The organism is Rhodanobacter sp. K2T2 (assembly GCF_013408815.1).
Lineage (GTDB): Bacteria > Pseudomonadota > Gammaproteobacteria > Xanthomonadales > Rhodanobacteraceae > Rhodanobacter.
Map to the genome: position 1 here is coordinate 154,265 of NZ_JACCCA010000003.1, position 19,888 is coordinate 174,152.

A 19,888-nucleotide genomic window follows, 5' to 3' on the forward strand; every position below is an offset into this window, starting at 1 on the left:
GCAGATGACCGCCGTGGTGACGCATTTGCCAGCGGCCCGTTGGTTCGGTCAGGTGAAGCTCAATGAAACTGATCGCTCGCCGGCACCCACGAGCCGGCCGACGATGACGACGCGGGATGGGCCAGCTTCACCGGCAGGATGATCGACTCGCAGCCCGGCGGCGGCGGACCGCCGCTGACGCGTGCGGTGGCGCACTCGGCGCTGTTGTCGAGCTTGAGCGGCGCCACCTTGGCGACTTGCGCCGCGCTGGCTGCGGGCGCGGGCGGCACCGGCGGATTGGCCGGCGCGAGATGCATGCGGTCGTAGACCTTGTCGGCCACCGGCGGCGGCGGCGGGTCGCCATTGCCACAGCTCAAAAGCGCCATGGGCAGCAGCGGCGTGAGCGCACATTTGATACGTACGCCCTGCGGCAGATGAAACGTATGCGTTGTCGTGGTCTTCTCTACCGCGTGACGCAGCGCGGTATCGACCGAGCTTTCGCCAGGCGGCGTCCAGTCCTTGTCGAAACGCGTCGGCTTGTAGCCGATGTTGGGCGCGCGGTGATCCATGATCGTGGTGTCGCCATGCGGGATCACCTGCACGTAACTGCCTACGTTGCCCTGCTTGGCGCCCTGCTCGGCACCGGCCTGAGAAATCGTGCCGACAGGACCGGTACCGGTATCGGCCCTGCCGACGCCGGCATTCTTGCCATTGGACGGAGCCGCGCTGGCCGCCCCCTGCGCCTGTGTCGCCGAGGGCTGCGCACCCTGCTTTCCTTCGGTATCCGGCGCGTTGGCTACGCCGTTGATTTGGCCGGGCGTAGCGGTATCGCTGCCCTGGGGCGTGGCATTCGGCGCGGTGCTGACGTCGCGATCGTTGCTGCTCTGGCTGGCGCTGGCATCAGGCCGAGTGCTGGCGGATTTGCTGTCGGCCGAATCGGGGGCAGCCGATTTATCGGCAGCGTCCGCCTTGGTCGCCGATGGCGCCGCCTGATTGGCGCTGGACGACTGATCGGATGCGGGCGCCGGTACGGATGGTAGCGGCTGCAGGCTAAGATCAGGTTTGGGTATGGACGTCTGGACGGCCGACACCGATGCCTTGTCGGCCACGTCGATCTTCACCGTCGGCGCCACGGACGCCACGTTCGGACGGGTGGTGGGCGACACCGGTACCGCCTCGAGCTGAGCTTCGGTCGGCTCCACCGTCGGCGCCTGCACTTGCGGCAGCTCGCGCGGCGCCGCGGGAGCGGCCACGCTCATCGATGCCTTGAGGTTGACCGTGGCCGCGGTCTGCGCAGGTAAAGGAATCGCCTGTAATTCGGGCACCGGTGGAGCGGCCGGCATTTCCGCTCGCGCGGGGGCCACGCTCGGCGGCACGTTCGCCGGCGGCGCAACGCTGGTCAGAGCGATGGTCGGATTGTCCACTGCAGGCATCGCCTGAGGCGGTACGTCCGGCAGGGCCAGCGAAGCAGGCGGCGGCATCGGCTGATTGCCCTCAGCCTGCGGCGCACGCACGGGTTCGGGCTGAAATCTGGGCGGTACCGGCGCATGCATGGTCGGCACGGCCAGCACCACCGGCGGCGGCGGGCCGGCTACGGGAATCGGCTGCAGCTGCGGTGTGGGTGCGGTCTTGGGCAGGCTGACCGGCGGTTTCGGGGCCGCGACTCGTTTAGGCGTCGGCGACCGCGTTACGGTCGTTTGCGCAACCACCGGCGGCGCCGTCGCCGGGCTGGCCTGCGCGACCGCCATGGTCGACGGCTCGCTGCTGCGCGGGCTGGCATTGGCGCGCTGCTTGGATGCCGCCGCGGCCTGGCCTTTGTGTCGAGGCCCCTTTTCTCTCGGCGGGGTGCCGCGGATCGGTGGCGGTGGCGGCGGTTCGGGCGCATCGATCAGGCGCACGTGCAGGGCCACCACCTTGGGCTCCGGAATCAACCTGCCCTCGTCGACCGGCCCGAGTATGAAAACGAGCAAAAACACAATGTGGAGCAGCACCGCGCCGACGATGCTGATGATGCGACGCCAACTTTCGTGTGGCTCTTCGCGCGTGAGCCGGCGACGGGCGATCACGCGGGTAGACGTCGCCAGCGGCGAGTCCATCAGGACTCGTGCAGGGCGATTGGCGGGATCATCGGCAGCGGAAGGGTCGATGGGCGGCAGAGGCATATCCGGCAGTGTAGCGGCGCCCCCGGGATTTCGCCGATACCCGCTATGTCATCGACGATGGCCTATGGCTTGCCCGTAGCCGCTTTGCCAGCGGCCTGCGCCTTTTCCGCATCGACCGCGCGACTGGGCGTATCCACCGGACAGCCGTGCTCCAGTGGCTTGTCCGCGCGATACATGGCGATACACGCCTCCAGCGTGGGCGGCGTGGGTGGATGCGGGTCTTTGCCGAACTGCTGCGATGGCGCCATGCTCAGGCGCTCGTCGCCGTCTTTCTTCGGCGGCGGCGGTGGCGGATCGCCGCCGCAACCGCCGGCCAGCATCGCCACCGAAACGGCGCAGTGGATATGCACCCCGCCAGGCAGATTGAAAGTTTTTTTGACCGTGGTGGCATCGACCGCTTTCTGCAGGGCGCCGTCCACCGTGCTGGTCTTGTGCCAGTACTTGTCAAAGCGCGTCGGCGCGTACTTGATCGGCGAACTGTGCTGCATCACCTTGTCGTCGTCCGTCGGCATCCGTTGAACGTAATCCGCTTCGGCCTTCGGCGGCGTGCTGGTGGCCGATGCAGGCAGCAGGGGCTGGCCATTCTTGTCGAACAGCGTGGGCGGCGGCGTGGTGTCCGGCTTGGTCGCCGGCAACTGCACGGTCATCGCATCTTTCGACGGCGACTCCGGCTTGGCCACGGGGCGCGGACGCGAGGCAGCCACTTTCGGCGGCGGCGGTAGCGGCGCGGGCGGCGGCGGTAGGGGTGCCGTCACCGGTGGATGGCGAGGAATAAAGCGGATCTCGATCGCGTCCGCGCCGGGTGGCGCCGCCATGGCCTGGGGCGACGTGTCCGGACGCATCTGGCGCCATACAAACCAGGTGAAGAACCCGTGCAGCAGCAGGGCCGCAATGATGGACAGCCATAGCCAGCCGGGATCCCGCGTCGAACGGCGCCGCGGCAGCGCACGGAGCATCGCGCTGGTGGACTCATCCAGCGGCACCAGCCCGCGAGCGGGCCGGTCGATACTTGGTGCCCCAGGGGGCTGATCGCGCTGCGACGGATGGGTAATGACGGTGTCTCGTGGCGAAGTTAACGGTGAAGCATGCCGTATGACGCTTGAACCAAGCAGGACCGATACATCTCATGTGCGCAGTATTCCGCCCCCTGCAGACCTCGAAGTGCGCCGGCGGTTCCGCCTGTCGCGCACGATTCGGTCGACCACAGCCTGGCAGACGGCCATCGTCAACGAAATTTGGAGAAGACGGCTTAACGAAAAGCCGCCTTGTCGCGGGAAGCTCAGCGATCTTTGACATGGCTAACCAAGTAACCGCGTTCCCTGCTAGATCGATGAGCAGACCGGGGTCTGAGCCGTCTGGACGGCCGAATGAAAGAGCCGCACCCGTGGGTGCGGCGGTGAGGACCTGTTCTGATAGAGGGAAAAGCGGGCGATAGTTACGCCGCGATCGCCGCAATCAACGTCTTGGTGAAGGCCGGGATGTCGTCCGGCTTGCGGCTGGTGATGAGGTTGCCGTCGTGCACGACCTCGCTGTCCTGCCACTTGGCGCCCGCGTTCTCTAAGTCGGTTTGCAGCGAAGGCCACGATGTCACCTTGCGGCCTTCGACCAGTTCGGCGTTGATCAACGTCCACGGCCCGTGGCAGATGGCGGCGATCGGCTTGTCGGCCGCGCCAAAGGCCTTGATCAGGGCAATGGCTTTGGTATCGAGCCGAAGCTTGTCCGGGTTGATCACCCCACCCGGCAGCACCAGCGCGTCGTAGTCGTCGGCCTGCGCCTGTTCGAGCGGCTTGTCGACCTTGACCGAGTCGCCCCAGTCTTTCTTGTTCCAACCCTTGATCTGCTTGGCGCCATCCGGGGCGATGACATGCACCGTAGCACCGGCTTCTTCCAGCAGGCGCTTGGGCTCTTGCAATTCACTCTGTTCGAAGCCGTCGGTAGCGAGTACTGCAATATGACGGCCGTTCAAATTTTGTTTGCTCATGACGCTCTCCGTGGGGACGAGCATCGACTATCGCCGCAGGCGGATGCGCGCCGCGTGTCCGTCGCGTATGCGGCGCGTGAGCACCGCATGGCGCAATTCGAGTCAGGCGTGCTGCGTCTTCGATTTCAGCAAGGTGCCAGTGCACTTGGGCGAGCCACACAGGCACTTCCACAGTTTTTTCAGCCGCGCCGTATGCGGTACTTCGAGCACAATGCCGTAGTCGTAAGTGAGCTCTTCGCCGGGCTTGATGCGTCGAATGGTTTCGATCTTGACCTTGTCGCGGCGCGGATTGCCGCTGGGACTTTCCTCGACCACCGCGCGGCAGTTGGGCTCACAGCTGTGGTTGATCCAGCGCGCGCCGTTGCCGTTCTGGTTGGCGTCGATGATGTAATCGTCGTTGAGCGTGAACAGGAACGTGTGACCGGTTTCGCCGCCGTCGCCATAGAGCTCGTCGGCCTCGTCGTTGGTCAGCAACTTGCCCTTGTACTGGATCACTTCCTCACCCTTGGCCAACGGCTCCACGGCGAAGACGCCATTGCCGTGAATGGGGGAGCGACGGGCGACGATGCGACGGGTCATGTAAGGCTGCCGGTGTAAATGGAAAAGTCGATGATGCCTGCTGCATCGCGCCATGGGAACCATCCCGGGATTTTTCTATGCGTCAAAACGTTTGCCAGGCCGTCACCGCACTTTTGCGACTTCCTGCTAATATTCAAACAATCGTTTGAGATGATATCCATGCATCGACTGCTGCGCGATTCTCTAATGTTTTTGCTGACGGCCGGGCTGGTTGCCTGCGGGCCGCCGAAGAAGAGCGTCTTTCCGCCAACCGTCAGCGTGCAACAGCTGAAGTTGCTGCCGGACGGGGAGTGGCAGCTGAGCGTGCGTATCCAGAACAACAGCTATGGCGAGATGGATTTCACCTCGCTGGATGGACAGCTGCAGATTGCCGACTTGGTACCGGTCCGGCTGCACGGCACGTTCGAACTGGATATCCCCGCGCTCACCGGCGATGTGACCACGTTGACCATCCTTCCGACCGCACCGATGTCCAAGGCGCTGCAGGCGGTGAGCGCCAAGGGCAGCGCCGGATCGTTGGGCTACCGCGTCAGCGGCAGCGCCAACGCCAAGCCCGAACAGGAAAAACAGGCGCGCGATTTCGATTTCAGCGGCAACGATTCGCTGTCGCCGACGCCAGGCATACCCAACACCTACCGCTGATCGCTTCCACACACGACGCAAGGCAGCGCGTCGCTTCGACACAAACTCAGAAAACTTTCTGCACGACGACCCTTCGACCAAGGAATTGCCATGACCGCTTATAAAGCTCCCCTCGACGACCTGCGCTTCACCCTCTTCGACGTGCTGGACGCCGAGAAAACGCTGACCAGCCTGAGCGGCGGCGAAGCGCACAGCCGCGACCTGTTCGACGCCGTGCTGGAAGAAGCCGGCCGCCTCAGCGAGCAGCTGCTGGCACCGACCAACTGGCCCGCCGATACCGAAGGCTGCCATTTCGACAAGGCGACCCACACGGTGACCACGCCGAAGGGTTTCAAGGAGGCCTTCAAGCAGTTCGCCGACGGCGGCTGGACCGGCCTGACCAACCCCGAGGCTTACGGCGGCCAGGCGCTGCCTGCCGTGCTGGGCACCGCCACCACGGAAATTTTCCAGTCCGGCAACCTGGCCTGGAGCCTGTACCCGCTGCTGTCCGAGGGTTCGACCCACGCGATGGAAATGCACGGTGAGGAATGGCAGCGCCAGCTGTACATGAAACCGATCGTCGAAGGCCGCTGGACCGGCACCATGTGCCTGACCGAGCCGCAGGCGGGTTCCGACCTCGGCATGATCAAGACCCGCGCCGAACCGGCGGGCAAGTCGGGCGAGCATGACCTGTACAAGATCAGCGGTACCAAGATCTTCATCAGCGCCGGCGAGCACGACCTCACCGAGAACATCGTGCATCTGGTGCTGGCCCGCCTGCCCGACGCGCCGGCCGGCAGCCGCGGCATCTCGATGTTTATCGTGCCCAAGGTGAAGGTCAACGCGGACGGCTCGCTCGGCGAGCGCAACACCGTGACCGCCGGTTCGATCGAGCACAAGATGGGCATCCACGCCTGCTCCACCTGCGTGATGAACTTCGACAATGCCGAGGGCTTTCTGATCGGCAAGCCGCACAAGGGCCTGGCTGCGATGTTCACCATGATGAATGCCGCGCGCCTGTCCGTCGGCGTGCAGGGCCTGGCGCTGGCCGAGCGCGCGCTGCAGAACAGCCTCAACTATGCCCGCGAGCGCCTGCAGTCGCGTGCGCTTTCCGGCGCCAAGTTCCCCGACAAGGTCGCCGACAATCTGCTGGTGCAGCCGGACGTGCGGCGCATGCTGCTGACCCAGCGCGCCTTCGTGGAAGGTTCGCGCGCACTGCTGCTCTATACCGCGCTGCAGACCGACATCGAAGCCCGCGCCACTGACGAGGCCGCACGCAAGAAGGCCGGCGAGCTTGTCGCGTTCCTGATTCCGATTGCCAAGGGTGTGGTCACCGAGCTGGCGCAGGAGTGCACCAAGGAGGCGCTGCAGGTCTACGGCGGCCACGGCTTCATCGCCGAAAACGGCATGGAGCAGTTCGTCCGCGATGCCCGCATCATCACCTTGTACGAAGGCACGACCGGCATCCAGGCGGCCGACCTGCTGGGCCGCAAGATTCTCCAGCTGCAGGGCGTCGGCCTGAAGCATTTCCTGGAGGAGATCAGCACGTTCTGCCACGCGCAGAAGGACAATGAAGCGCTGCGCTCGCTGATCGGTCCGCTCGCCGTGGCGACCAAGCAGTGGGGCGACCTGACCATGAAGCTGGCGCAGAAGATCCAGGCCAACCCGGAAGAACTGGGCGCCGCGGCGAACGACTACCTGTATTACTCCGGCTATGTCGCCCTCGCCTACCTGCTGGCCAAGGGCGTGGCGGCGGCGGAAACCAGCACGCAGTCCGAAGCGTTCAAGCAGGCCAAGCGCGACACGGCCAGCTTCTACTTCGCCCGCCTGCTGACGCGCTGCCTGATGCATCAGGCAGGGATCGAGGCCGGCATCGCGACGGTGCCTGAAATCGCCTGAGTCCTCGCGGTACAGGCAGTGGAAAATGAAAAGCCCGGGCTCTCTTGCCCGGGCTTTTTCATGCGCCATGCTTTGCCCACCGGCATTGCAACGTCACCATGACTCGCGGCCGCAACATGCGGCTACTCTAGGGGAGCTATCCAACGGGGAGTCATCATGAAGTCGAGTCGTGCCGTCGTCGCGTGGCGCGGGCTGAGGCCTGCGCTGTTCACCCTGCTGCTCACGATGAGCGGCGCCTTGCTGGCCACGGACCCGCCTGCCGCGAAATACCCGAACTATCCCAGCGAAACGCCGGCCGACTTCAAGCCGGCCACCGCCAGCTACGACTACGTGCGGCGCGAGGTGATGATTCCGATGCGCGACGGCGTGAAGCTGCATACGATCATCCTGGTGCCCCGCGTGCTGACCACCGCCGGCGCCGCGCATGCCGGCATGCTGCTGACGCGCACGCCCTACGATGCGAAGGCCCTGACCACGCATACGCCCAGCGGCCACCTCGGCCCGATGCTGCAGGGCTACGACAACGCCACCGACGTGATTGTCGAAGACGGCTATATCCGCGTGGTGCAGGACGTGCGCGGCAAGTACGGCTCGGAGGGCGACTACGTGATGAACCGTCCGATGCACGGTCCGCAGAACCCGACGTCGGTCGACGATGCCACCGACACCTACGACACCATCGACTGGCTGGTGAAGCACGTGCCCGAGTCCAACGGCAAGGTCGGCACGCTGGGCATTTCCTACGACGGCTTCGAGCCTCTGATGGCCCTGGTCAACCCGCACCCCGCGCTGAAAGTGTCGGTGCCGATGAACCCGATGGTCGACGGCTGGATGGGCGATGACTGGTTCCACAACGGCGCTTTCCGCCAGCAGAACATGAGCTATATCTACGAGCAGACCGCCAGCCGCGACAACAGCATCAAGTGGTGGAGCAGCTACCACGACGAATACGACCTGTTCATGCAGGCCGGCTCGGCCGCCGAGCTGAGCCGCCAGTACGGCATGACCCAGCTCGGTTTCTGGAACAAGCTGCTGGCGCACCCGTCATACGATACGTTCTGGAGCGATCAGGCAGTCGACAAGGTACTGGGCACGCTACCGCTGAAGGTGCCGGTGATGCTGGTGCACAGCCTGTGGGATCAGGAAGACAGCTACGGCGCGCTGGCCGTCTATCGCGCGATCAAGCCCAAGGACAGCAGCGGCGACATGGTCAAACTGGTGATGGGTCCCTGGCACCACGGCCAGGAGATCGAGGAAGCCAGCTCGCTGGGCGCGATCAGCTTCGACAGCGATACCGGCAAGTATTTTCGCGAGCACATCCTGCGGCCGTTTCTCGCGCAGTACCTGAAGGACGGCGCGCCCAAGGCGGATCTCGCCCCGGTCACCGCGTTCGAAACCGGCACCAATCAATGGCGTCGTCTCGATCGCTGGCCGCTGGTCTGCGAAAGCGGCTGCCCGACGAAAAGCCGCTCGCTCTACCTGGAGCCGGGGCTGAAACTCGGCTTCAACGCGCCCGCCACCGGCGCCGCCTACGACGAGTACGTTTCCGATCCCGCGCATCCGGTGCCGTTCCGAGCGCGACCGATCCAGCCGGTCGGCTACGATCCCGGCCAGACCTGGTCGCAGTGGCTGGTCGACGACCAGCGCGAAGCCTCGGGTCGTACCGACGTACTGACCTTCACCGGCGACGTGCTGACTGCGCCGGTGAAAATCAGCGGCGTGCCCGAGGTGCATCTGGCGGCATCCACCAGCGGTACCGACAGCGACTGGGTGGTCAAGCTGATCGACGTGTACCCCGATCAGGTCGCCGACCGGCCCGATCTGGGCGGTTATCAGCTGGCGGTGGCGATGGATATTTTCCGCGGCCGCTATCGCGAGAGCTTTGTCACGCCGAAGGCTCTGGTCGCCAACCAGCCGCTGGCTTATCGCTTTGCCCTGCCCGCGACCAACCACGTTTTCCTGCCGGGCCATCGCATCCTGGTGCAAGTGCAGTCGAGCTGGTTCCCGCTCTACGACCGCAATCCGCAGACCTTCGTACCGAGCATCTTCGAGGCTACGCCAGCCGACTACCAGAAGGCCACCCAGCGGATTTACCACTCGCCGGAGCAGGCCAGCTACATCGCGCTGCCGGTCGTCGGAAGCTAGGCGATCGTTTGCCTCAGCGGTTGACCCGGTAAAAAGCCCGGTCTGGCCGGGCTCCTGGGATGGTGACAAAGCACGGCTCTTTCGAACGTACGCGTCACAAATGGTCAGCAGATCAGTCGGAGACGAAGAAAAGTGCCGCAGTGGGTCAATTCGGGATCGGTGCAGTCATGACCGCGGGAGCCCCGCGCCACAAACGTTTCGCTCAGGCCTGCACCTTGAAGCTGCTGATCTGCATGTATTGTCGGATCAGCTCTTCATGCACGTCGTCTAGCGCCAGCAGCTCGCGGGCCGTGGCGGCATGGATGGCCGCGGCGTCCTGTTCAGCGGCCTTCGCGGCAGACGAAAGCGTTTCCGTTTGAGAGGCCGACGGCGTCGGCGAACTGAACTTGGCCAGCTCGGCCTGAAGCAGATAGGAGATGTCGTAGGCTGATTCGCTCATGCCCTAGGCAATGCAATAGGCTTGCCAACGTTCGAGGAGCGACGGCGCAGGGCGCTCTTCTCGCCCGTTCCGGCGGCGATATTGACGCCGATGGTTGGGCGAGCCCTTCCGCCGTGCCGGCGCAGGGTGTAGAAAAGAATACGGACTCCCCGCTACCCCTCACAATGATGACCGAGCCACACTTGCTGATCCGTCTTGCCGAAGACGACGACGACTTCATTCTTTCGCTGGTGCCGCGATTCGTGGATTTCACATTGCCGCCGTGGCGACGTCGGCATGAATGCATCGAAGGCATTCGCGACGACCTGTTGAAACATCTGGAGGATCAGCCGGCGAACAGCTATCTGTTCGTGGCTGAGAATGCCGATGGCGAGCGGGTCGGCTTTATCCATCTTCAGCGCACTGAAGATTTCTTCACCGGACGAAGCAATTGCCATATCTCCGATCTGGCGGTAGTGCCTCAGCACGAGCGTCAGGGCGTGGGCAAGGCCCTGCTGGCGCACGCCGAAGCGTGGGCACGTGAACACCACTGCCAACTGGTGACCCTGGCGGTGTTCCCGGGTAACGAGGGCGCACGGGCGCTGTATGAAGCCAGCGGCTATGCGCCGGATCTGTTGCGGCTGGCCAAAGCGGTGCGCTAGAAAAAACGGCTGGCGCAACGCCATAGGCGCCGCGCCAGCCGTTCGCGACCAGTTAGTTTCGGGTTTCGCTGGCCGGCGTTTCGGCCAGCTCGCGCTGTTCGAGTCGACGCGCAAGGCGGTCGATATTCGAGAGCGACATCAGGTGTGCATAGATCCAGCCGAATACGCCTTCCTTCGCAAACTCGTGCGTGGTCTTTTCGTCCAGCGTACGAAGCTTTTCCTCGTTGACCACAAACAGACCGTTGAGGTTGATCGACCGGCTGTCCGGACTGTCCGGCGCGCCGCGGGTCAGGCGGATATTGCGCGGCATCAGCAGGTCATGCTTGTTGAGTTGCTCGAGGAACCAGCGTGTGCGCGCAATGTTCTGCTGGAACTCGCCCAGAAAGCCGACGGCCTGGGTCAACATCTCGGTATCGGTGCCGTCTTCCTTGAACAGGCGCTCGCCTTCGGTCTTGTTGAAGCCGGCGTAGTCCTCATCGAGGAAAACAGTCAGCTCTTCGCCGGGCTGTCCCTGCGGCTTCTCGGCCAATACGAACGGATAACGGCGGATAAAGGCGGGCACGTAAGTATCGGCGGCCCAATGACCCTCCGCGTCGATGTACAGATTCTCGTCCTGGCGCAAGCCGAGCAAAGCCACCGGGCCGGCGTCCTTCACGTCGTTGCCGGCGAAAACGATCATCAGATCGCGCCCGGCGATGAAGAACTCGGTACCGGTCAGCGGCACCGAATGCGCCTTCATGGCATATTTCAAGTTCGGCACGCTCTTTAGGCGCAGATCCTTGTGATCGACACGATTGAGCGGAACGGGACGCTCGTAGAAAAGGACTTCAGCCACGTTGACTACCTCTGCCCCGCCGTGCCGGGGTCGCCACCGAAGCGTCCCCTCCCATAACCCGGCGTCGGGTTGTTGTGATGGGTGACTATATCAGCGCCGCCGCGGGCGGGCGACTTGTCGCCGCAGGGAATACGGCCCGAACCTCCCTTGCCTCATCGCGGTGCCGGCAGGCCCCCGGGACGCCGATACGGTTAGCATGCGAATTGCAATCAAAGTGTTCTATGCTGGAGAGAATGACGCATCCTGCATTGTTGTAGCGCTCTCCGACGCCTTGGCTGAAGGACGATCTGCATGCTTATGGAAGTCCCTCTGACAGAAGTGCCCACCCGGGCCGACATCCACGCGACCCGCGTGCTGTCGCTCGATGCCGCCGGGCGCATCCTGGACTGGATCAGCTGGCAGGAGGCGGTCTGCCTCTATGTGCGCGACGCGGTGGCCTGGACGCTCGGCGAGCCCTGCCTGACCGTACACGGCGGCATCAACCGCCTGCACGGCGAGCAGAGCCTGATGCATCTGCATCCGATCATCGCCAGCACCGGCCACTGCCGCGATCACGCGATCGACCCCGCACCCGCACTGACCAATACCGCGCTGTTCGCGCGCGACCGCCATCTATGCCTGTACTGCGGCAATCGCTTCACGCGCGGCGAACTGACCCGCGATCACGTGCTGCCCATTTCCAAGCGCGGCGCCGACGTCTGGGAAAACGTGGTCAGCGCCTGCCTGCACTGCAATCTGAAAAAGAGCAACCGCACGCCACAACAGGCCAACATGCCGCTGCTGGCCGTACCCTACCGGCCCAGCTGGGTCGAGCATCTGATTCTGTCCAACCGCAACATCCTGGCCGACCAGATGGAGTTTCTGGTCAATCACCTGCCACGCAATCGCCGGCCTGCAGCGGCAGAGGCCTTCGCTTAGGGCACGCGCCGCTTCAATCCGTATCGGCCGCCAGCGCCTCCTCGACGTTATCCAACTCACCGCGCCCCTGGTCGGCTAAGCGGCAATAGTGCTTGCGGATTCGAGCTAGAGTTTCGTCGTCGAGCTCCTCCAGATTGAGCAACGCGTTGTGCGCCCGGCTGCTGCGAATCAGCTCGTCCAGCTTGATCTGCACGGCAGCACCGTCGCGGTTCTGGGTGTTCTGGATCAAAAACACCATCAGGAACGTGATGATGGTGGTCCCAGTATTGATGACCAGCTGCCAGGTATTGCCAAAATGGAACACGGGCCCGGTTCCGGCCCACACCAGCACGATCAACACCGCCGCCAGGAACGTGGAGGGCTTGCCGGCGGCGGACGACGTGCCTGCGGCAAAACGGCGGAACATTGACGAGGCACTCATGTAAAAGTCCTTAAAAGGTGGAAGAAGCAAAGCGGAAGAAGCCCGCCAGCCGGGCGTCCGCAGCCATCGGGCACACCGGCCCGAGGCCACACCATAGCTGCCTGCCCGCCCATTTGCTGCGCACCGCCCTTGCCCCACCTCGCCGCTGGACCAACAATACGCAAATGACCGAGCTTTCCCGCTACCCCCACCTCGACAAAATCGACACGCCCGTCGATCTGCGCCGCGTATCCGACGATCAGCTGCCGGCGGTTGCCGACGAGCTTCGCCAGTATCTGATCGAGGCGGTCGCCAGCTCCGGTGGCCACTTCGGCGCCGGACTGGGCGTGGTCGAGCTGACCGTGGCGTTGCACTACGTGTTCAACACGCCGGTCGATCGACTGGTCTGGGACGTCGGCCACCAGTGCTATCCGCACAAGATCCTCACCGGCCGCCGCAGCCGCATCACCACGATTAAGAAGAAGGACGGCCTGGCGCCGTTCCCGCGTCGCGAGGAAAGCGAGTACGACACCTTCGGCGTTGGCCACTCGTCCACCTCGATTTCGGCGGCCCTCGGCATGGCGATCGCGGCGCAGCGCAAGGGCGACCACCGCAAGGTCGTGGCGGTGATCGGCGACGGTGCAATGACCGCCGGCATGGCCTTCGAGGCGCTGAACCACGGCGGCGACGTCGAGCCGAACATGCTGGTGGTGTTCAACGACAACGGCATGTCCATCAGCGAGAACGTCGGCGCGCTGACCAAGATGATGGCGCGCGCGATGGCCAGCCAGACCTTGAACACCTGGCGCGAACGGGCCAAGCGGGCGATACCCAAGCAGTCGTTCTTCGGCCGCTGGTTCAAGCGCTGGGAGGAGCACGCCAAAGGCATGTTCGTGCCCAGTACGCTGTTCGAGGAGCTGGGCTTTCACTACACCGGCCCGATCGACGGCCACAACATTCCACAGCTGCTGCACGCGCTGCGCACGGTAAAGAATCTGCCCGGCCCGCAGCTGCTGCATGTGATCACGACCAAGGGCAAAGGCTACGCGCCGGCCGAGCAGGCGCAGATCGAATACCACGCGGTCGGCCCGTTCGACCCGCAGGCCGGTCTGGCCAAAAAATCCGCGCCGGCCAAACCGACCTATACCGACATCTTCGGCGACTGGCTGTGCGATATGGCGGCCAGCGACGAGCGCCTGCTGGGCATCACCCCCGCGATGCGCGAAGGTTCGGGCCTGGTGCGCTTCTCCAAGGCATACCCGCAGCGCTATTTCGACGTGGCCATTGCCGAGCAGCATGCGGTGACGCTGGCGGCCGGCATGGCCTGCGAAGGCGCCAAGCCAGTCGTGGCGATCTACTCCACCTTCCTGCAGCGCGCCTACGATCAGGCCATCCACGACGTGGCGCTGCAGAACCTGGATGTCACCTTCGCGATCGATCGCGCCGGCGTGGTGGGGCCGGATGGCGCCACGCATTCCGGCACCTTCGATCTGTCCTTTCTGCGCTGCCTGCCCAATATGGTGATCATGGCGCCGGCCGATGAAAACGAGTGCCGCATGATGCTCAGCACCGGCTTTCAGTACGCGGGGCCGGCGGCGATTCGCTATCCGCGCGGCAACGGGCCGGGCGCCGCCATCCATAAAAACCTCGACACGCTGCCGATCGGCAAAGCCGAACTGCGCCGCCGCGGGCACGGTATCGCCCTGCTGAGCTTCGGCACCATGCTGGCGCCCGCCGCCACGATTGCCGCCGAGCTCGACGCCACCCTGGTCAACATGCGCTTCGTGAAGCCGCTGGACGAGGCGATGCTGCTGGAGCTGGCCAAGACCCACGATGCCTTCGTCACCCTGGAAGACAACGCCGTCGCCGGCGGCGCCGGCTCGGGCGTGGCCGAGTGTCTGGCTGCGCACGGCATCGTCAAACCCATTCTGCATCTCGGCCTTCCAGACGTCTATCTGGAACACGGCAGTCGCGAGGAAGTGCTGACCATGGCCGGGCTCGACTTGCCCAGTATCCGCCACGCCATCAAGGCCCGCTTTCCACAGCTGGCGACGATCGCCAGCGCGGGCTGAGCCATCGGGCATCGCTTTGCCCCGCCGATGCGCGGGGCTCTTTATCAAACGCGCCCGCCGCTGACGCGGTCACGCTGCTCCAGATCCTGCACGGTAAACACCTTGATGTAGCCCGCCGCTTCCAGCAGCTTGCGCACGGCTTCGCCCTGATGCCAGCCGTGTTCGAGCAGCAGCCAGCCGCCGGGCTCCAGATGCGCGAGCGCGTCGTTAATGATGCGGCGAATATCGTTCAGGCCGTCCTTGCCCGAGACCAGCGCACTCGCCGGCTCGAAGCGCAGATCGCCGCGCGCGAGATGCGGATCGTTGGCTTCGATGTACGGCGGATTGGAAACGATCAGCGCGAACCGCTGAAAGATCAGCGGCGTCAGCCAGTCACCCTGGACAAAGTCGATATTGGCGATGCGCAGGCGTCTGGCGTTATTGATCGCTACCGCCAGCGCGGCGGCGCTGGCATCCGTGGCCGTGACGCCGGCCTGAGGACGCGCGCTGGCAATCGCCAATGCAATCGCGCCGCTGCCAGTGCCCAGATCCGCCACCTGTGCGGTCGTGCCGCGCGGCAGGCGTTCCAGCGCCAGCTCGACCAGGAGTTCGGTTTCGGGCCGGGGAATCAGCGTATCCGGCGTCACCTCCAGATCCATCGACCAGAAGCCGCGGCGACCCGTGATATACGCCACCGGCTCGCCCTTCACCCGCCGCTCGACCAGCGCGGCATAAGCCGTCTGGACGTCTATATCCACCTCATCGTCGGCATGCGAAATAAACCAGCTGCGCGACTTGCCAAGCGCGTGCAGCAGCAATATCTCGGCATCGATGCTCTCGTCGAGACGCTGCATGGCGTCGGTCAGCACGCTGCGCACATCAGACATTCGGCGACTCCTCGTTCACGGGAGGGATGGACGGCAGCGGGGGAGCAACGGCGACCGGCGGCTGCCGCCAGTAGCCGCCGCTGGACCATGCCTCGAAGCCCCAGCGCAGCCAGCCGATCAAGGCATTGGCCAGCCACAGCGCCCAGGCCAGCATCGCCAGCTTGTAGACCCACAACGACACGCTGAGCGTGCCGCCCGTCGGCAGTGCATCGGCGGTCTGGTCGGCAAACCAGTGCAGCCGCCACGCACTGGAGTCGTTGCCGGCCACATGCATGTCAGGTAGGCCGAGCAAACCCTTGGGCACGGCCGATACCAGCACGAGCAGCGACAGCAGCGTGAGAATCGCCAGCCCCAGCTGGATGAGATTGAACATGGGCCGGCCAAGTCGGGTTGACGCGATACCGCGGGCGCGCAAACCGAGCAGGATCAGCCACAGCACGACCAGGGCATACGCGCTCCAGGCAAAAGCGGAAAACCCCAGCCCCAGCAGCAGCCAGTGATGAAACCGCAGCGGCGTGGGCGCATAGCGCGCAAGCAGCCAAGACGCCAACAGCAGTACTAGCAGCTGCGACCAGTACAGTACCGCCGGGCCGGCGGTCGGGCCCCACGTCCACAGCACCCAGCGATCCTGCGGCAATTGCAGGTTGAGATCGATATTTGCGGATGGCGCATGCAGCGCAAAAGCCGGCGCGCGTGTTTGCAACGCGATGCCGTCCGGTACGCGCAGCCGCAGCGCATAGGTGTGTTCGCCCGGCAGCAGCGGCAGGCTCAGTTTGCCATCGCGAATGGCGAGATTGATCGCTGCATCGTCGCGCTTCGCCTCGATCAATTCGGCGCCGCTCGGCAGGCTGATGGCATGCTCGCCGCCGCGGGTGCTGCGCGCCAGCAGGGTCAGGGTGCTTTCTGTCACGCGCTCGCCAACAGCGCTGTCCAGCTGCATGTGATCGAAGGCGAGGCTGTCGCCCTGGATGGCCGTCGGCTGGCTCAGCACCAGTTTCAGCGTTTCGCCGGGCAGCGGCTGATACCGCAGCCCCTCGTCGCTCGCGCTGGTCGGTACACCCGTAGCCTCCACGTGCCACATCGGCGCGGTATTGATCAGCCAGACCTCGGCCCGCTCGCCCAGCGCCGGCGCCTTCAGCGACAGCGTTGCGTTGTGATCGAGCCGGCTGGTCCAGCGCACGGTATCGGTGCCGGCGCTGAAAGTGACATGGATGCGACCGTCGTTGACCAGCGCGTCGTCGCCCAGCGGATGCTCGCCGGGCAGCAGCGGCAGTGTGGTGCTGAAGCCACCCTCTTTCGGCGCGATTCGTTCGGCCACGTTTTCCACGGTCCAGTCCAGGCCCAGCGCCAGGCTACGGGTGAGCCGCACGTAGGGTGGAAAGCTTTGCGCAGGCGCGGAATCCTTGCTGGCGCCGGCGGCAGGCAGGCGATTGAGTGCAAGGCTATCGCCCAGCATGCGGCCGGCATCGACGCCATCGAGCGACCAGCCGGCGCCGTCGAACGCGATATGCTGCGGCGGCAGCTCAAAGCGCAGGCTCACGCTTTGCGCGTCGCCTGCGCGATAGTGCAAGCCGATCTTGTGCACGCCGCGATCGAGCCTCAGCACCAGCTGATCGGCGCGACGGGCCAGCGGTGCGCCGGGGTGTCCATCCACACTGACGTCGACCAGCGGCAGCGCATCGTCGGTTTGCGGCAGCGGCAGCGCGGTCGGTGCGCCGATATGTGCCTCAAGCATAACGTCGAGGCCGTCGTCACTTGCCTGCAGCTGCGCCTGGGCGATCTGCGCACACGTGGGCGCGCACGGCGGCGCCTCGGTAAGGCGCGTGCGCAGCTGATCGAGCAGCCGCTGGTCCGGCAGGCTTTGCGCGTGCGCCATGTGCGGCACGATGGCCAGCGCCAGCAGCGCAGCACCCATGGCTCCACGGCCGCGCAGGAAGCTCAACGATCCACGGAGCGGCGGCAGCAAGAACAGCGCCAGTCTGGCCAACAGGGCGGCCAGCAAGGCGACTATCAGCACGCGCAGCACGCGTACCAGCCACGAGGGTGCGATCACCAGCCGCGTGGTCTGTTCGGCCGTCACCGGACCCGACCAGCCCAGATGATAATCGTTGCCCTGATCCCAGCGCGGCATGCCGACGCCGGCCTGAATCAGGTCCGGATTGCTCTGCTCCCGGGCGACCTGTGTGGCGGGTGAGATTCGAGAAGCGGTGTCTGCCGACCCCAACATGTACTGCCCATGTGAGCGTCCATCGGCATCTTCCGAAACGGATTTGCTGGCCATGGCCGACGATGGCGTCGCTTCGCTGTCCATCGGCGCAGGGACCGGCGGCGAGACAGGCATACCACCGACGATCCTGGGAGCAGGAGGCGGCGGCATCACGGCGTTCTGACTGACCTCTTCCACCGCCATGGCCGCGTTTTCGACGTTTGAAACTGTCGGACTCTCCAACTGCGGATGCAGCGCATACTGCAGCTGCGTCGACGCGAACGGCAAGGTCCACAGCACGGTCAGCGCGAACAGCACGACCGCAGCCACGCGTGCGCCCACGCGCAGACGTCCCTCCGGCAGCGCGTGCATCAGCAGCGACAAGGCGATGGCCATGGCAAGCGTCCAGCGCGGCGCGCCGTCCTCGTGCTGTGCCAATGCCAGAAACACCACGGCGAGCACGGCCCAGGGCCAGCCCAGCAGGCGGCCGGCCAGCAAGGCGATCACCGCGACCACGAACAGATCGAGCAGGCTCCACTGCGCTATCCAGGAGTCGGGCGAGCGATCCGCGCCGATGGCACCGAGTAACCGATAACCCTGCGGCAGGTGCAGCGTAGCGTCGATGCCTTCCAGCGGCAGCCGCCAGCCCGCGCTGGGCACGGCACCGCTGTGGCTTGGCAAACGCAGGCCGGCGCTGAGGTCGATCTTCTGCTGACGCACTTCGACGCCGATGCGGCCGTCCGCACTTTTGCTGATCAGCAGGGGTTCGTCGCCCTGCGAGGCGCGCTGCAGTTGCCACGGCGCGGCCACATCCAGCCGCTGATGATGGCGAAGATCGCCGCTGAGGCGATCGGCAATACTCAGGCCGCCGCCATCGAAGTCGAGCCACAGTTCGCGCTGCAGATGCAGCTGCGCGCCCTGGCCGCCTTCGTCGCCGCGCGTGCCCTGTTCGATCGCGAGCCCATCGGTATCGTCGAGCGCGAACGCCGGCAGCGTGCGCCAGTCGTACGGCACGCCGGCCTGCACCGCATCGGCCGCGCGACCGTCGACACGCGTACCGCGCAGGTCGCTGTCGTCGGCATAACTCCAGATTTCCTGCCGCGGCCACGGTGCGCCCGGCAGCTTCAGCGAGATCGTGCGCAACGCATCAGTGTGGCGCGCCAGCAGGGTGACGGTCCATTGGCCCGGCCGCAGCTGCACGCGCAGGCGGCCGTCGTTTTCCAGTCGCGCCGGCAGATCGCCCGCGAGCGCCGTGGCGACAAAACCGGTTGGCAGTGCGGGACCGAGCAGCTGCTCGCGCGCGCTGCCGGTCACGTTGAATTGCAGCTGGGTTTCCAGCGTCGCCGGCAGACCATCCTGCAAGCGTCGATAGACGCGCAGCGACAGCACGTCCGCCGCGCGCTGTGCCGAGGCGGCTTCGCCGAGGGTGAGCTGATCGCCCTGACGTTCGACGCGATTCACCACGGCGCCGTCGACGCTCAGCGTGATCAGACCGATCGCCGCGGGCACGCGCAGTCGCGGCGGCCGCGCAGTCCACGACAGCGCGCCCTGCACTTTGTAGTCGCCCGGCGCCAGCCACAGCATGGGCTGGCCGTCGTGCGCCATGACGGTGGCCGGCTGATTGTTGACGCTGACCTGCTGCGGCCAGTTTCTGACATCGCCCGGCAAGGCGACCCAGCTGGGCGCATCCACATGCGCATCGACACTGAAGCGGCCGCCGTCGCTGCCGGCATCTAGCCTCAGCCGGCCGGGCCATGCGCACTGGAAGCTCTCGGGATTCGGCATCTGGTTGGCGAGAAACGGACAGTCATGCCGCGGCACGCCGTGCAGCACCCAGCCCTGCCAATCGCGCAGCGGCGGCGGAATATCCTGTGCCGAGGCCGGTCGTGCCAGCAGCCAGCCGAACAGCACGCAAAAGCACAGCAACGCCAACGACCGACGATCCATTCCCATTCTCCCCATGTCAGCTTCCGTCATGCCTGCGCTCCCTGCTCGATACCTGTGGCGGCACAGTGTAGGCGGAACACGGCTGCTATACAGCGGCGCCTGCATCCTGCCTCGACGCCGTCACGTATGTAGAGGCTCTTGCTGCGGCCGGTGCTGCCGCCGCTTCGAGAACATGTCCGCGCCGCCGCGCTACCGGAA

The 19,888-nt window shown here is 65.2% G+C and carries 16 protein-coding genes; 6 read left to right on the forward strand and 10 right to left on the reverse strand.

Annotated features, from left to right (window positions below):
• Window positions 1-59: 59 nt before the first annotated feature.
• From HDE78_RS06335 to HDE78_RS06355, 5 genes are all read right to left on the reverse strand, one after another.
• Complete coding sequence (locus HDE78_RS06335) at window positions 60-2,075, reverse strand: hypothetical protein (RefSeq protein WP_179477693.1); 2,016 nt, start codon at window positions 2,073-2,075, stop codon at window positions 60-62.
• 128 nt (window positions 2,076-2,203) lie between these two features.
• Window positions 2,204-3,097, reverse strand: coding sequence for a hypothetical protein (locus HDE78_RS21185; protein ID WP_179477912.1), 894 nt, complete (start codon window positions 3,095-3,097; stop codon window positions 2,204-2,206).
• A 479-nt stretch (window positions 3,098-3,576) separates the two neighbouring features.
• The gene (locus HDE78_RS06345) at window positions 3,577-4,122 is read right to left on the reverse strand and encodes a type 1 glutamine amidotransferase domain-containing protein (protein ID WP_179477694.1); all 546 of its coding nucleotides are present in this window, start codon (window positions 4,120-4,122) and stop codon (window positions 3,577-3,579) included.
• Between the two features lie 102 nt (window positions 4,123-4,224).
• Window positions 4,225-4,701 (reverse strand): SET domain-containing protein-lysine N-methyltransferase, encoded by a 477-nt coding sequence (locus tag HDE78_RS06350; RefSeq protein WP_179477695.1) that lies wholly within the window; start codon window positions 4,699-4,701, stop codon window positions 4,225-4,227.
• Window positions 4,698-4,862 (reverse strand): hypothetical protein, encoded by a 165-nt coding sequence (locus HDE78_RS06355; RefSeq protein WP_179477696.1) that lies wholly within the window; start codon window positions 4,860-4,862, stop codon window positions 4,698-4,700. Before HDE78_RS06355 ends, HDE78_RS06350 begins: the two co-directional genes overlap by 4 nt.
• Between HDE78_RS06355 and HDE78_RS06360 the strand changes: the two genes are divergently transcribed.
• The 3 genes from HDE78_RS06360 to HDE78_RS06370 all read left to right on the forward strand — a co-directional run bounded on the left by HDE78_RS06360 (window position 4,861) and on the right by HDE78_RS06370 (window position 9,366).
• Window positions 4,861-5,343, forward strand: coding sequence for a hypothetical protein (locus HDE78_RS06360; RefSeq protein WP_179477697.1), 483 nt, complete (start codon window positions 4,861-4,863; stop codon window positions 5,341-5,343). The genes HDE78_RS06355 and HDE78_RS06360 overlap by 2 nt on opposite strands.
• Before the next feature lie 90 nt (window positions 5,344-5,433).
• The gene (locus tag HDE78_RS06365) at window positions 5,434-7,221 is read left to right on the forward strand and encodes an acyl-CoA dehydrogenase C-terminal domain-containing protein (RefSeq protein ID WP_179477698.1); all 1,788 of its coding nucleotides are present in this window, start codon (window positions 5,434-5,436) and stop codon (window positions 7,219-7,221) included.
• A gap of 156 nt (window positions 7,222-7,377) precedes the next feature.
• Window positions 7,378-9,366 carry a CocE/NonD family hydrolase gene (locus HDE78_RS06370; RefSeq protein WP_179477699.1) on the forward strand — a complete coding sequence of 663 codons (1,989 nt, stop codon included), beginning with the start codon at window positions 7,378-7,380 and terminating at the stop codon, window positions 9,364-9,366.
• 202 nt (window positions 9,367-9,568) lie between these two features.
• Here HDE78_RS06370 and HDE78_RS06375 read toward each other — a convergent pair whose 3' ends face one another.
• Window positions 9,569-9,805, reverse strand: a complete 237-nt coding sequence (locus HDE78_RS06375; RefSeq protein WP_179477700.1) for a hypothetical protein — start codon at window positions 9,803-9,805, stop codon at window positions 9,569-9,571.
• A gap of 167 nt (window positions 9,806-9,972) precedes the next feature.
• Here HDE78_RS06375 and HDE78_RS06380 point away from each other — a divergent pair, with 167 nt between their 5' ends.
• Window positions 9,973-10,446 carry a GNAT family N-acetyltransferase gene (locus tag HDE78_RS06380; protein ID WP_179477701.1) on the forward strand — a complete coding sequence of 158 codons (474 nt, stop codon included), beginning with the start codon at window positions 9,973-9,975 and terminating at the stop codon, window positions 10,444-10,446.
• A 52-nt stretch (window positions 10,447-10,498) separates the two neighbouring features.
• On the opposite strand, the gene HDE78_RS06385 is transcribed toward HDE78_RS06380, so the two are convergent.
• Window positions 10,499-11,281, reverse strand: a complete 783-nt coding sequence (locus HDE78_RS06385) for a SapC family protein (protein WP_179477702.1) — start codon at window positions 11,279-11,281, stop codon at window positions 10,499-10,501.
• 291 nt (window positions 11,282-11,572) lie between these two features.
• On the opposite strand from HDE78_RS06385, the gene HDE78_RS06390 reads away from it, so the two are divergent.
• Window positions 11,573-12,199 carry an HNH endonuclease gene (locus tag HDE78_RS06390; protein ID WP_179477703.1) on the forward strand — a complete coding sequence of 209 codons (627 nt, stop codon included), beginning with the start codon at window positions 11,573-11,575 and terminating at the stop codon, window positions 12,197-12,199.
• Window positions 12,200-12,212: 13 nt separating this feature from the next.
• Here the strand turns inward: HDE78_RS06390 and HDE78_RS06395 are convergent, their stop codons facing one another.
• Complete coding sequence (locus HDE78_RS06395) at window positions 12,213-12,605, reverse strand: low affinity iron permease family protein (protein ID WP_255457674.1); 393 nt, start codon at window positions 12,603-12,605, stop codon at window positions 12,213-12,215.
• 179 nt (window positions 12,606-12,784) lie between these two features.
• On the opposite strand from HDE78_RS06395, the gene dxs reads away from it, so the two are divergent.
• A complete protein-coding gene (gene dxs, locus HDE78_RS06400; protein ID WP_179477705.1) occupies window positions 12,785-14,671 on the forward strand; it encodes a 1-deoxy-D-xylulose-5-phosphate synthase in 1,887 nt (628 codons plus the stop codon).
• 44 nt (window positions 14,672-14,715) lie between these two features.
• Here dxs and prmC read toward each other — a convergent pair whose 3' ends face one another.
• The gene (gene prmC, locus HDE78_RS06405; protein ID WP_179477706.1) at window positions 14,716-15,537 is read right to left on the reverse strand and encodes a peptide chain release factor N(5)-glutamine methyltransferase; all 822 of its coding nucleotides are present in this window, start codon (window positions 15,535-15,537) and stop codon (window positions 14,716-14,718) included.
• Window positions 15,530-19,690: a hypothetical protein gene (locus HDE78_RS06410; RefSeq protein ID WP_179477707.1), complete on the reverse strand. Its 4,161-nt coding sequence runs from the start codon at window positions 19,688-19,690 to the stop codon at window positions 15,530-15,532. The genes prmC and HDE78_RS06410 overlap by 8 nt, the downstream gene beginning before the upstream one ends.
• Window positions 19,691-19,888: the final 198 nt, after the last annotated feature.

What these genes read in the sequence shown, in the direction of transcription:
- HDE78_RS06380 (WP_179477701.1), top strand. Translation starts at nt 9,973, where the DNA reads ATGACCGAGCCACACTTGCTGATCCGTCTTGCCGAAGACGACGACGAC.
- HDE78_RS06355 (WP_179477696.1), bottom strand. Translation starts at nt 4,862, where the DNA reads ATGGATATCATCTCAAACGATTGTTTGAATATTAGCAGGAAGTCGCAA.
- HDE78_RS06390 (WP_179477703.1), top strand. Translation starts at nt 11,573, where the DNA reads ATGCTTATGGAAGTCCCTCTGACAGAAGTGCCCACCCGGGCCGACATC.
- HDE78_RS06370 (WP_179477699.1), top strand. Translation starts at nt 7,378, where the DNA reads ATGAAGTCGAGTCGTGCCGTCGTCGCGTGGCGCGGGCTGAGGCCTGCG.
- HDE78_RS06360 (WP_179477697.1), top strand. Translation starts at nt 4,861, where the DNA reads ATGCATCGACTGCTGCGCGATTCTCTAATGTTTTTGCTGACGGCCGGG.
- HDE78_RS06335 (WP_179477693.1), bottom strand. Translation starts at nt 2,075, where the DNA reads ATGGACTCGCCGCTGGCGACGTCTACCCGCGTGATCGCCCGTCGCCGG.
- dxs (WP_179477705.1), top strand. Translation starts at nt 12,785, where the DNA reads ATGACCGAGCTTTCCCGCTACCCCCACCTCGACAAAATCGACACGCCC.
- prmC (WP_179477706.1), bottom strand. Translation starts at nt 15,537, where the DNA reads ATGTCTGATGTGCGCAGCGTGCTGACCGACGCCATGCAGCGTCTCGAC.
- HDE78_RS06410 (WP_179477707.1), bottom strand. Translation starts at nt 19,690, where the DNA reads ATGGATCGTCGGTCGTTGGCGTTGCTGTGCTTTTGCGTGCTGTTCGGC.
- HDE78_RS06395 (WP_255457674.1), bottom strand. Translation starts at nt 12,605, where the DNA reads ATGTTCCGCCGTTTTGCCGCAGGCACGTCGTCCGCCGCCGGCAAGCCC.
- HDE78_RS06350 (WP_179477695.1), bottom strand. Translation starts at nt 4,701, where the DNA reads ATGACCCGTCGCATCGTCGCCCGTCGCTCCCCCATTCACGGCAATGGC.
- HDE78_RS06365 (WP_179477698.1), top strand. Translation starts at nt 5,434, where the DNA reads ATGACCGCTTATAAAGCTCCCCTCGACGACCTGCGCTTCACCCTCTTC.
- HDE78_RS21185 (WP_179477912.1), bottom strand. Translation starts at nt 3,097, where the DNA reads ATGCTCCGTGCGCTGCCGCGGCGCCGTTCGACGCGGGATCCCGGCTGG.
- HDE78_RS06345 (WP_179477694.1), bottom strand. Translation starts at nt 4,122, where the DNA reads ATGAGCAAACAAAATTTGAACGGCCGTCATATTGCAGTACTCGCTACC.
- HDE78_RS06375 (WP_179477700.1), bottom strand. Translation starts at nt 9,805, where the DNA reads ATGAGCGAATCAGCCTACGACATCTCCTATCTGCTTCAGGCCGAGCTG.